The sequence below is a fragment of the Nonomuraea sp. NPDC049400 genome, from assembly GCF_044466425.1.
Classification (GTDB): Bacteria; Actinomycetota; Actinomycetes; order Streptosporangiales; family Streptosporangiaceae; genus Nonomuraea.
In genome coordinates, this window is sequence record NZ_JBITMP010000023.1 from 153654 (window position 1) to 164673 (window position 11020).

An 11020-nucleotide genomic window follows, 5' to 3' on the forward strand; every position below is an offset into this window, starting at 1 on the left:
GTGCAGGTGTGCCGGGTCAGCGCAGGGTCACCGTGCCCGCAGGGGTGTCGAGCACCGCCTCCAGCGCAGGTTCCGGGCCTTTTGCCACCTCCAGCACAGCGTCCAGCGCGGCAAGATCGTGGTGGAGCGCCTCCGGATCCGGGTGGATGGCGGTGAAGGAGACGAGGCGGAGCTGCGGGAGGCCGGAGGCGGCCGGGTGGGCGGTCTCGCCCCAGTCGATGAGGAACGGCACCGGGCTGATCGCCGCGGGGTCCTCCCGCCTGGTCAGGCGCCACTCCAGCAGCGTCCCCGCGGGCGTGCGGCGAGAGAGCGGCTGCACGTCGCCGGGGTCGTAACCGTGTTCGCGCGCCTGCCGTACCGTCGCGTCGATGTCGCCTGCCCGCACCGCCCACGCGGCCAGGCGGGGCTCGGCGAGCGTTTCCAGGCCGAACGCGCGGGGTCGCGGACCCGCTGCCTCCGGGTCCGGGCCGATGATCTCCAGGTACGCGGTCGGGCCCAGGCCGACCAGGTAGTTGGCGGTGCCGCCGGGGTGGCGCCCGCCCGCCACCGGGGTCACCCCGGTGCGCTCCGCGAACGCGGCGACACCCGCGAGGAGGTCCGGCACCGCGTGGACGAGGTGGTCGAGCTCCGCTGTCATGCCGTCGGCTCCTTGACCGGCTCGACCGGCTCGCCGAGTGACAGCATGAGGCGGTTGGCCCAGTTGAAGAACGCCGCCGCGTGGATGACGTCGCTGATCGCCAGGTCGTCGAGGCCGGCCGCGCGCAGCGCCTCGATGTGGCCGGCGTTGAACTCGGCCGGGGTGGCGGCCAGGGCCACCGAGGCGTCGATGATCGCCTGCCACTTCCCGTCCTGGGGTGCGTTGACGCCCTCGTCGAGCAGCCGCTGCACGTCCTCCGCGCGCTTGGAGTAGTGGGCGGCGAAGCGGGCGTGCACCGAGGCGCAGAACACGCAGCCGTTGCGGCGCGAGGTCGCCGTCGCCGCCAGCTCGCGCTCGGCCCGCGGCAGTCCGCCGTCGGCGTTGTAGAAGATGTCGTTGTCGGTCTTCGTCCTGGCCTGCAGGATCGCCGGGTCACGGGCCAGGAGCAGGAAGTACGGCGACTTGGCGCGGGCCTTGTCGCCCAGCGCCTCGTAGTGCTCGTCGGTCAGCTCGCCGGTGGCCAGCGGCGCCAGCCACGGCTCCCAGCCGAGCTGCTCTCGCGTGAACGCCAGTCGGGTCATGAGGTCGGTCCCTTCTGCAGGTGACGCAGCCCGGCCACCACCCGGATCTGGAAGGTGAGGAAGGCGACGAGCTGGGACAGCGTCACGATGCCCGTGGTGCTCCACCCCGCCCGGGCCAGCGCGGCGAGGGACTCGGGACCGGCCTCACGGGGCCGGAAGACGAGCAGGTGGGCGTGCTCGAACGCGGCTGCGAGCCGTGCGCCCAGCTCACCCGGGCGTCCCGCCCGGTAGCGCAGCCCCTCGTCGCTCTCCACCGACAGCGGGCCCTCGCCCGGATAGACCCCGTACGGCCCGGTCGTGGCCCCGGCCGAGATCTCCGACTCCACGGCCTCCAGCAGCGCGGGCGAGAGCTCGGCCAGCCGGTCGGCGTAGAAGCCCGCGACGGCGGCGTCGTGGTGCAGCCCGGCCACGAAGGCGGCCACCGCGTCCCGTTCGACGAGCGTGATCTCCTCTTCCGTCTCGGGGCTGAACAGCGCGTCGTAGCTGCGCTGCGCGTGCTCGCGGGCGGCGGGCCGCCGGCCGCGCAGCCGGTCGAGGGGCGAGCCGGGCTGTATGCCCGCCAGATGGTCGATGACGTCAGTGATCATGTGGAGCTCAATTCTGTGGAGGGGACCCAGCCGAGCGCGGGCGCCACCTCGGTCGCCAGCAGCTCGATCGAGCGGAGGATCAGCGGGTGCGGCGGGTCCACCGAGTGCACCTGGAGGACCAGGTCGGTGACCCGTTCGAGGGTCGGGTCGGCCTTCAGGCTCTCGATGACGTCCTGCGGCGTCCCCACGTGCACGTCGAACGCGGCGATGCGCCGGTCGAGGTCGCTGTCCGGCAGCTCGAACGGCAGCCGGCCCCGCCCGAGGCCGAGCTCGGCGTACCGCAGCGCCTCGGCCCTGCTGTCGGCCACGAACGCGGTCCGCGAGGCCATGATCCGCGGCGCCGCGCCGGGCGGCAGGTTCTCGAGGTACGCGTCGACGACGGGCCGCTGGATCTGGGACAGCGTGGCCTGCGGGTCGTCGGCGGGCCTGGGCTGCGTGCGCGACAACATGAGCCCGTGGCCGGCCTTCCCTGCGCGTACGCCGCCCCCGACCGAGAACGTCGCCTGCCACACCGCGTCCAGCAGCCTGGGCGCGGCCGGGTAGAGCCGGTTACCGCCGCCGAGATCGCCCCCGGACCAGGCGTTCAGCAGCACCGCGAGGTGCTCGGCGTAGATGGCCGAGCGGTCCGCGCTGTCGTGCCCGAACGGCGTGAACGACGAGGGCGTCCCGCCGCTGCCCACGCCGACCTCCAGCCGCCCGCCGGTGAGCAGGTCGAGCACGGCGGTGTCCTCCGCCACCCGCACAGGCTGCTCCAGCGGGAGGGTGATGATCCCGGTGCCGAGCCGGATCCGGCTGGTCCTGGCCGCCACCTGGGCGAGGAACACCAGCGGCGCGGGCAGGCCGCCCTCCGCGCCGTCGAAGTGGTGCTGGGCGACCCAGGCCGTGTCGAACCCGTACGCCTCGGCATGGGCGATCTGCTCAGCGGCCAGCCGGTAGCGCTCGCCCGCCGGCGCGTCGTCCAGCAACCGGGTGAAGAAACCGAGCCTCACAGCGCCGGCTCCGGGATGGCCGCCAGGAGTTCGCGAGTGTATTCGTGCCGGGGGTCGGTGAAGACCTGCCGGGTCGTTCCTGATTCCACGATGCTTCCCTTGTTCATGACGGAGACGGTGTGCGAGATCTGCCGCACCACCGCCAGGTCGTGCGAGATGAAGAGGTACGTCAGCCCGAGGTCGCGCTGGAGCTGTTCGAGCAGGTCGAGGATCTGCGCCTGCACGGTGACGTCGAGGGCGGAGACGGCCTCGTCCAGCACGACCACCTCTGGCCCGGCCGCCAGCGCGCGGGCGATGGCCACCCGCTGCCGCTGCCCGCCGGACAGCTCCCGCGCTCTGCGCGTGAGCACATCCTGCGGCAGCGCCACGCGTTCCAGCAGGTCGAGCACGCGGGCCCGCCGTTCGGCCCAGTCGCCAAGCCGGAAGTTGCGCAACGGCTCCGCCACGATGTCGCCGATGGACTGCCGAGGGTCGAGCGACCCGTACGGGTTCTGGTGGACGAGCTGGACGTGCCGGCGGAACGCGCGGCCCTCCCCCGCCCCGGCGACGCTCACCGTTCCCGACGTGGGCTCGGCGAAGCGCACCACCATCCGGGCCGTGGTCGTCTTGCCCGAGCCGGACTCGCCCACCAGCGCGTGCGTCGTGCCGCGCGCCACCTCGAACGAGACCCCGTCCACCGCGCGGAACCCCTTGAACTCCTTGACCAGGTCGCGCACCACGATCGCGGGCTCGGCGCCGGCGGGAGGATCGCGGAACGGGGACGCCGACAGCGCGGGGGCGTCGTTCAGCAGGCGCTTGGTGTAGCCGGCTGCCGGGGAGGCCACCACCTCCGCCGTCGGGCCCTGCTCCTCGATGCGCCCGCCCTTCATCACGACCAGCCGGTCGGAACGTCCGGCGGCCACGGCCAGGTCGTGGGTCACCAGCAGCAGCGCGGTGCCGGACTCCGCGCGCAGGTGGTCGATGAGGTCCAGGATGCGCCGCTGCACGGTCACGTCCAGGGCGCTGGTGGGCTCGTCGGCGATGATCAGGCGGGGTTCGAGCGCGATCGCGATGGCGATGAGCACGCGCTGGCGCATGCCGCCGGACAACTCGTGCGGGTACTGGCGGGCCCGCCGCTCCGGCTCCGGCAGGCCGACGCGGGCGAGCAGGTCGACGACCCGGCTCCGGATCGCCCGGCGGTCGCCGCGCTTGTGGATGCGCAGCACCTCGGCGATCTGCGCGCCGACGGTCTTGACCGGGTCCAGCGAGCTGGACGGGTCCTGGGGGATGAGGCCGATCTGCGCGCCGCGTACCGACTCCATGCGCTTGGCCGACCAGGTCGCCAGGTCGGCGCCGCCGAGCAGGATCCGGCCCGCGTCCACGGCGCCGTTGGCGGGCAGCAGCCCGATGACGGCGTGCGCCGTGGTCGACTTGCCCGATCCCGACTCGCCGACGACGGCGACGACCTCGCCGGGCTCGACCGCGAACGAGACGCCCTCGACCGCGCGTCTGCCGTCGTAGGAGACGGCCAGGTCACGGACTTCCAGCAGGCTCACTCGTGCCTCCCCAGCGAGCGGCTGATGCGGCCGGCGGCGAGCACGACCGCGACCACGACGGCGCCCGGCAGCGTGGTCAGCCACCACGACGTCGCCAGGTAGTTGCGCCCTTCCGAGATGAGCAGACCCCACTCGGGCGTGGGCGGCTCGGCGCCGTACCCGAGGAAGCCGAGCGTCGAGATGGCCAGGATCGCCATGCCGAACTGCAGCGCCGCGAGCGCGATGACGGGGCCGAGCGAGTTGGGCAGCACGTGCCGCCACAGCACGGTCAGGAACCGGCCGCCGCTGCCGAACGCCGCCTCCACGTAGTCGGTGCGCCGCACCCTGACCACCTCGGAGCGCGACAGCCGGGCGAAGGCCGCGACCGAGCCGACGCCCACCGCGATGGCCACGTTCACCGTGCCGGGACCGAGCAGGATGATCACGGTCAGGGCCAGGAGCAGCCCGGGCACCGACAGCAGCACGTCCACGATCCGCATGACGGCGTCGTCCAGCACGCCGCCTGCGGACCCGGCCAGCAGTCCGAGCAACGTGCCGGCCACCAGGCCCACGGCGACGGCCACGAACGCGCCCGTCAGCGAGTGCACGGAGCCGTGCACCACCCGCGCGAACAGGTCGCGCCCCACCGCGTCGGTGCCGAACAGGTGGTGCGCGCTCGGCGCCTGCAGCTTTTCGGCCGGCACGCCCGCGATCGGGTCGTAACCGGTGAAGACGCCCGGCGCGACCGCCCAGAGCACGACCAGCGCGATCAACAACCACGCGAGCACCAGCCCGCCCCGCCGAGTCACGCGGCCGCCTTCAGTCGCGGGTCGAGCACCGGGAACAGCACGTCCACCACCACGTTGGCCAGCACGAACACGGCCGTCGCGAGCACCACGATCGCCAGCATCACCGGCGTGTCCTGCGCGTTGACCGCCTGCTCGGTCAGCCGCCCGATGCCGTTGCGCCCGAAGACCGTCTCGGTCACGACCGACCCGGCGATCAGCTCGCCGAACGTCAGCCCCGCCACGGTCAGCGTCGGCAGCACCGCGTTGCGGGCCACGTGCCGCCACAGGATCCACCGGCGCGAGGCGCCCTTGGCCGCCACCACGGGCACGAACGCCTGCGTGGAGACCTGGTCCATGCTGCGCGCCAGCACCTGGGCGATCGGCGCGGAGATGGGCACCGCGAGCGTGAGCACCGGCAGGAGGAGCTGCTGGAGCGGGCCTCCCCCGATGACGGGCACCAGCTTGAGCCGGAAGGAGAACACCTGGATGAGCAGGATGCCCAGCCAGAACGCCGGGACCGACACGAATATCGACGGCACCGACAGCAGCGCGTTCCTGATCCAGGAGGTCCTGCTGTAGCCGGCGGCGAACGCGATCAGCACGGCGATCAGCACCGCCAGCACGAACGCGGCCGAGGCCAGCTTCGCCGTCTCCGGCAGCGCCTCCCCCAGCCGCTCGACGACCGGCGTGCCGGTGTCGATCGAGTAGCCGAAGGAGCCGCGCAGGAAACCGAGCAGGGTGTTGAGGTAGTCGAGGACCGGCGGGTCGCCGGCGCCGTAATATGCCCGGATCTCGGCGATCTGCTGCGGGGACAGGCCCAGCTCGGGGTTCTGGAACTTGATCAGGACCGAGTCGCCGGGGAGCAGCTGAAGCAGCACGTAGCTGGCCGTGAAGGCGATCCAGAGCACCAGCGCCGCCTGCCCGACCCGGGCGAGCAGGTACCTGGTCACTGCTCCGACTTCCAGACCGAGTAGAACCAGGGCCTGGCGACCGCTTCGAAGGCCACCCCCTGGACATGCGGGGCCCCGCCGTACACCTGCGGCTCCTCGAAGAGCGGGATCGCGTACCCCTGGTCGAGCACGTACCGCTGGATCTCGGCGACCTTGGCGTTGCGCTTGGCGACGTCCGGCTCGGCCGACTCCTCCTCGAGCAGCCGGTCCAGCTTGGTGTCGTCGGAGAGGAGGACGTCGCGGTTCTTGCTGTGGAAGTGGCTCTTGATCACGTCCTGGTCGGCGCGGCCGACCATGCCGTGCTGGATGGCGGTCTTCTCGGCGTTCTTGATGTCCACGGCCTGCGTGCCCGCGTCGGCGGGGCGGATCTCCAGCTTCACGCCGAGCTTGGCCCACTGCTGGCCGACCAGCTCGAGCGTCTGCTTCGACAGCGGCTGCGGGCCGGAGACGAACACGCCGAGCCGCAGCGGCTTGCCGTCCTTGACGCGGACGCCGTCGGCGCCCTTGGTCCAGCCGGCCTCGTCCAGGAGCCGGTTGGCCTTGCCTGGGTCGTACCCGAGGTCCTTGGACAGGTCCACGTAGCCCTGCGCGAGGTGGCTGAGGACCGAGGTGGCCGGCGGGTAGCTCGCGGTGAAGAGGGTGTCGACGACCTCCTTGGCGTCCGTGCCGGCCTGCAGCGCCTTGCGGACCTTGACGTCCTTCAGGATGCTGTTGCGCGGCCGCAGGTAGAGGCCGTTGTTGACGCCTCTCGTCGGCTCCGCGTAGATCTGGAAGCCCGCGTCCTTGACGGTCTTCTCGTCGTACGCCTGGACGTACCTGACGAAGTCGGCCTGGCCGGAGGTGAGCGCGCCGACGCGCACGTTGTCCTCGGGCGTCACGATGATCTTGATTTCGTCCAGGTACGCCCGGCCCTGGTGCGCCGAGGACGGCGGCGCCCAGTTGTAGTCCTTGCGCGCGACCAGGTCCACCTCCTTGTCGACGACCTGGTTCTTCAGGGTGAAGGGGCCGGAGCCGACGACGTTCTTGAGCTGGCACTGCTGCTCGTACGGCAGCGAGATCGTCTTCTTCGAGACCAGACCGGCCCCGATGACCGAGGTGCCCTGGAGGAAGCCGGGGGACGGCTTGTCGAAGTGGAAGCGCACGGTCAGCGGGTCGATGACCTCGCTGCGCTCGTAGTTGTTGACGAACTCGGCGACCGGGAGCTTGAGCTTCTCGTCGCCCAGGCCGTACACGTCGAAGTTGGCCGCCACGGCGGACGCGTCGAGCGGGCTGCCGTCACTGAAGGTCACGCCGTCGCGCAGGTGGAACGTGTATTCGGTGGCGTCCTTGTCGATCTCCCACTTGGTGGCGATCCACGGCTCGATCTCGAGCGTCTTCGGGTTCTGCCAGGTGAGCTTGTCGGTGATCTGGTTGAGGATGCCGCCGTTCGGATAGAAGCCGGCCGCCGGCAGGTACAGGCAGGTGGGCGGCTGGTGCTCCAGGTAGGTCAGCGTGCCGCCGTACACCGGCTGCCCGCCGCTCTTCGCCGCTCCGGCTGCTCCGCCATCGCCACAGGCGCCGAGCAGCCCCACGACGGCGAGCATGGCGGCTGTGGTGCGCAGTCTGGAGGATGACATGGGAGATCTGCCCTTCGTTGTACGGGAGCCATCGGCGCAAACCACTATAACCTACCTAGAAAGCATGAAATATACCCAAGAGCGGCACGCCCCCAGAAGTGCGGAGGCGTGCTAGGCGGGCTCGGAAGCGGCCACGACGTCGGCAAGGGTGATCTCGCCCAGCAACGCGTCCTCGTGGCTGCGTAGCTGGGCCCAGATCGCGGCCAGCGGCGCGGCGGCCTTCGGGAAGGGCCGGGTCGCCTGCTCCACCCCTTCGGTGACGCGGATGACGTCGGCGAGGGCGATCTCCTTGGCCGGGCGGGCGAGCCAGTAGCCACCGTCGGGGCCGCGCTGGCTCTGGATGAGGCCGGCCCTGCGGAGCTGGAGCAGGATGTTGTCGCAGAAGCGGCGCGGGATCTCCTGGGTGGCGGCGATCCATTCCGCGTGCACCGGGCCGTCCGCCACGGCCAGGGCGAGCATGGCGCCGAGAGCGTACTGGGTGCGGGCAGAGATTCTCATAGGCATCAATGCGTCGGGCTCGGCTTCCCCAGGGGAAGCCGAGCCTGCGCGCGTGGCCTCAGGCGGAGGCCGTCTCCTCCTCTGCCGTCGCACGGGCCTGCAGCTCGGACTCGACCGCCTCGACCGACTCGTTGGCCTTGTCACGGCGGTACTCGCGGAGGGACCAGGCGATGGCGGCCACCCAGATGACGGCGATGACGATGTACGCGACCGCCTGGACGCCGCCTGAGGCCTTGATCCAGTCGCTGCGCAGCAGGCTGCGCACGTTGGTCAGCACGATGACGCCGCCCACTGCCGAGCCGAGGATGCGCGGCGGGATGTGCCGGACGAGCCAGGCGGCGATCGGCGCGGCGATGACGCCGCCGAGCAGCAGCACGGCCACCCAGGCGAAGTTGATGTTCTCGGAGCCGATGCCGACGAAGAAGCCGACGCTGGCGGCGATGGCGACGAGGAACTCGCTCGCGTCGACCGAGCCGACCACCTTGCGCGGCGCCAGGCGGCCGCTGGCCAGGATGGCGGGGGTGCCGACGGGGCCCCAGCCGCCACCGCCGGTGGCGTCGACGAAGCCGGCCAGCAGGCCGAGGGGGGCGAGGAAGCGCCTGCGCAGCGGCTTGCCCAGGTTGCCGCGCGGCAGCCCGAAGGCGGTGAAGCGGATGAGGATGTAGACGCCGAGGGAGAGCAGGATGAGCGACATGACCGGGGCGGCGACCTCGGTCGAGAGGCTGGACAGGAACGTCGCGCCGGCGAAGGCGCCGATCGCTCCCGGGATGCCGATCTTGGCGACGACCTTCCAGTCGACGTTGCCGAAGCGCCAGTGGGAGATGCCCGAGGCCAGCGTGGTGCCGATTTCCGCGAGGTGGACAGTCGCCGAGGCGGCCGCCGCGTTGGTGCCGATGGCCAGCAGAAGCGTGGTCGACGTGACGCCGTAGGCCATGCCCAGGCTTCCGTCGACGAGCTGGGCCGCGAGACCGACCAGCCCGAGCAGGATGAGCGCTCGCACAACCGCCCCTTTCCTATCTTTCCTACTATACAAGTAGGGTTAAGGATTATTTAGTTTCAAGATCGAGTCAAGTCGTGGAGCGCTCTGCGTGCGGGGCCGGGGGCGGCCGGCCCCGGACGTCAGGCCGCTCGCAGCGGGCGCAGGGCGCCGCCCCAGGCGAGGACCTGGTCGAGCACGGCGCCCAGCTTGTCCTCGTGGACGGCGGCGGGCTTGAAGTCGGCCATGTTCTCGAAGTCCGTGAAGAGCGAGAGCGCCACCTGCTGCGCCACGGTGGCCACGCTCACCTGGGCGAGGATCTGGCGCAGGTGCTCGACGGCCCGGGCCCCGCCGTCCACCCCGTACCCGACGAAACCGGCCACCTTGTTGTTCCACTCGGCGTACAGGAAGTCGACGCCGTCCTTGAGCGCGCCCGGGATGGAGTGGTTGTACTCAGGCGTCACGAAGACGAACGCGTCAAAAGAGGCGATCTTCTCGGCCCACCGCTTGGTGTGCTCGTGCGCGTAGTTGCCCATGGCAGGGAAGTTCGGCTCGTCCAGGTGGCGGAGGTCGTAGTCCTTGAGGTCCACCAGTTCGTACTCGGCGTCGCCGCGCTTGGCCGCCAGGTCGTGGACCCACTGCGCGACGGCCTCACCGTTGCGGCCGGGACGGGTGCTGCCCAGAATGATGCCTACCTTGATCATGTCTACGGTCCTCACGGTCGGTCGGAAAGGGACTCCAACCACCGTATGGGCCGCAGCTGAGATAACCAATGCGTCAATGTCTACACTTTTTACGCGAGAGTCTCAGCGGCTAGACTTCACTCCATGGACGTGCTGAGCGACGTCGTCGCCCACATGAGCACCGGCCGGCCCAACTCCGCCCGCATCACCTGGCATGCCCCGTGGGGGCAGGAGTTTCCGGCGGTGCCCGGATCCGCGGGGTTCCAGATGGTGCTGCGCGGGTCCTGCTGGCTCATCCCGCCCGACGGCGAGCCCGTGCCGCTCAGCGTAGGCGACGTGGTCTTCCTCCCCCACGGCGACGGGTACGGCCTGGCCGACAGCCCCGGCACGCCGCTCGCCCTACCGGCCTGCAATCCGTACCTCGACTTCGAGCTGTTCACCTCGGCGACGTACGGCGGCGACGGGGCCGAGACGGTCACCCTGTGCTGCGGCTACCAGCTCGACCCCGGCAGGACCCACCCGATCCTGGCCTCGCTGCCCGGCGTGATCCACCTGCCGACGACGCTCGGCCACCGCCCGGAGCTCAAGGCCGCCGTCGACCTGCTGGCCGGGGAGATCGACAATCCCCGGCTGGGGGCCGACACCGTCGTGACGTCCCTGCTCGACGTGCTCCAGCTCTACATCCTGCGCGCCTGGTTCGACCAGCAGTCGATGGCGTGCGACGAGTCCGGGTGGGCCGCCGCGCTGGCCGACCCGGCCATAAGCCGCGCGCTCGACGCCATCCACCGCGCCCCCGACCGCCGCTGGACGGTCGAGTCGCTCGGCGCCCACGCCGGCCTCTCCCGGGCCGGCTTCGCCCGCCGCTTCACCGGCCTCGTCGGGCAGCCGCCGCTGGCATACCTCACGTGGTGGCGCCTGGCCACGGCCGGCCGCCTGCTGCGCGAGTCCGACGCCTCGGTGGCGGAGGTGGCCCAGCGGGTCGGGTACGGGTCGGAGTTCGCGTTCGGGAACGCGTTCAAGCGGCAGTTCGGGGTGTCGCCCGGCAAGTACCGCCGGCAGACCTGCGCCAAAGCTTCCTGAATTAAGGGGCTAGTACTCCAGTGACATTTCGCGATCATGGCTCGGATCTGCGCTGGTAGTGGCAGCGTCGGGCGGTGGCTTGGTGTCGGCGGCGCCAGTCTGACCAGCGCAGGACATGGGT

General features: G+C 71.2%; 12 protein-coding genes. 1 reads left to right on the forward strand and 11 read right to left on the reverse strand.

All coding sequences use genetic code 11. The features are described 5' to 3' along the window. Window positions 1-16: 16 nt before the first annotated feature. From ACIBVN_RS32505 to ACIBVN_RS32555, 11 genes are all read right to left on the reverse strand, one after another. Entirely contained in the window at window positions 17-637 is a 621-nt protein-coding gene (locus tag ACIBVN_RS32505) for a VOC family protein (protein WP_397142922.1), read from the reverse strand. Beyond that, window positions 634-1218: an alkylhydroperoxidase domain protein gene (locus ACIBVN_RS32510; RefSeq protein ID WP_397142924.1), complete on the reverse strand. Its 585-nt coding sequence runs from the start codon at window positions 1216-1218 to the stop codon at window positions 634-636. The genes ACIBVN_RS32505 and ACIBVN_RS32510 overlap by 4 nt, the downstream gene beginning before the upstream one ends. Continuing rightward, window positions 1215-1805 (reverse strand): CMD domain protein, encoded by a 591-nt coding sequence (locus ACIBVN_RS32515; RefSeq protein WP_397142926.1) that lies wholly within the window; start codon window positions 1803-1805, stop codon window positions 1215-1217. The genes ACIBVN_RS32510 and ACIBVN_RS32515 overlap by 4 nt, the downstream gene beginning before the upstream one ends. Then, a complete protein-coding gene (locus ACIBVN_RS32520; protein ID WP_397142928.1) occupies window positions 1802-2794 on the reverse strand; it encodes a putative FMN-dependent luciferase-like monooxygenase in 993 nt (330 codons plus the stop codon). The genes ACIBVN_RS32515 and ACIBVN_RS32520 overlap by 4 nt, the downstream gene beginning before the upstream one ends. Further along, window positions 2791-4329 carry a dipeptide ABC transporter ATP-binding protein gene (locus tag ACIBVN_RS32525; protein WP_397142930.1) on the reverse strand — a complete coding sequence of 513 codons (1539 nt, stop codon included), beginning with the start codon at window positions 4327-4329 and terminating at the stop codon, window positions 2791-2793. The genes ACIBVN_RS32520 and ACIBVN_RS32525 overlap by 4 nt, the downstream gene beginning before the upstream one ends. Beyond that, window positions 4326-5117: an ABC transporter permease gene (locus ACIBVN_RS32530; RefSeq protein WP_397142932.1), complete on the reverse strand. Its 792-nt coding sequence runs from the start codon at window positions 5115-5117 to the stop codon at window positions 4326-4328. The genes ACIBVN_RS32525 and ACIBVN_RS32530 overlap by 4 nt, the downstream gene beginning before the upstream one ends. After that, complete coding sequence (locus ACIBVN_RS32535; protein WP_397142934.1) at window positions 5114-6046, reverse strand: ABC transporter permease; 933 nt, start codon at window positions 6044-6046, stop codon at window positions 5114-5116. The genes ACIBVN_RS32530 and ACIBVN_RS32535 overlap by 4 nt, the downstream gene beginning before the upstream one ends. Then, the gene (locus tag ACIBVN_RS32540; RefSeq protein WP_397142936.1) at window positions 6043-7662 is read right to left on the reverse strand and encodes a TIGR04028 family ABC transporter substrate-binding protein; all 1620 of its coding nucleotides are present in this window, start codon (window positions 7660-7662) and stop codon (window positions 6043-6045) included. Before ACIBVN_RS32540 ends, ACIBVN_RS32535 begins: the two co-directional genes overlap by 4 nt. A gap of 111 nt (window positions 7663-7773) precedes the next feature. After that, window positions 7774-8160, reverse strand: coding sequence for an RrF2 family transcriptional regulator (locus ACIBVN_RS32545; protein ID WP_397142938.1), 387 nt, complete (start codon window positions 8158-8160; stop codon window positions 7774-7776). A gap of 58 nt (window positions 8161-8218) precedes the next feature. Then, window positions 8219-9160, reverse strand: a complete 942-nt coding sequence (locus ACIBVN_RS32550; protein ID WP_397142940.1) for a sulfite exporter TauE/SafE family protein — start codon at window positions 9158-9160, stop codon at window positions 8219-8221. A gap of 119 nt (window positions 9161-9279) precedes the next feature. Beyond that, window positions 9280-9840, reverse strand: coding sequence for an NADPH-dependent FMN reductase (locus ACIBVN_RS32555; protein ID WP_397142942.1), 561 nt, complete (start codon window positions 9838-9840; stop codon window positions 9280-9282). Between the two features lie 123 nt (window positions 9841-9963). Here ACIBVN_RS32555 and ACIBVN_RS32560 point away from each other — a divergent pair, with 123 nt between their 5' ends. Then, window positions 9964-10899 carry an AraC family transcriptional regulator gene (locus ACIBVN_RS32560; RefSeq protein WP_397142944.1) on the forward strand — a complete coding sequence of 312 codons (936 nt, stop codon included), beginning with the start codon at window positions 9964-9966 and terminating at the stop codon, window positions 10897-10899. Window positions 10900-11020: the final 121 nt, after the last annotated feature.

Excerpts from the sequence above, each read along its gene's own strand:
- ACIBVN_RS32505 (WP_397142922.1), bottom strand. The coding sequence starts at position 637 with ATGACAGCGGAGCTCGACCACCTCGTCCACGCGGTGCCGGACCTCCTC.
- ACIBVN_RS32510 (WP_397142924.1), bottom strand. The coding sequence starts at position 1,218 with ATGACCCGACTGGCGTTCACGCGAGAGCAGCTCGGCTGGGAGCCGTGG.
- ACIBVN_RS32515 (WP_397142926.1), bottom strand. The coding sequence starts at position 1,805 with ATGATCACTGACGTCATCGACCATCTGGCGGGCATACAGCCCGGCTCG.
- ACIBVN_RS32540 (WP_397142936.1), bottom strand. The coding sequence starts at position 7,662 with ATGTCATCCTCCAGACTGCGCACCACAGCCGCCATGCTCGCCGTCGTG.
- ACIBVN_RS32545 (WP_397142938.1), bottom strand. The coding sequence starts at position 8,160 with ATGAGAATCTCTGCCCGCACCCAGTACGCTCTCGGCGCCATGCTCGCC.
- ACIBVN_RS32555 (WP_397142942.1), bottom strand. The coding sequence starts at position 9,840 with ATGATCAAGGTAGGCATCATTCTGGGCAGCACCCGTCCCGGCCGCAAC.
- ACIBVN_RS32560 (WP_397142944.1), top strand. The coding sequence starts at position 9,964 with ATGGACGTGCTGAGCGACGTCGTCGCCCACATGAGCACCGGCCGGCCC.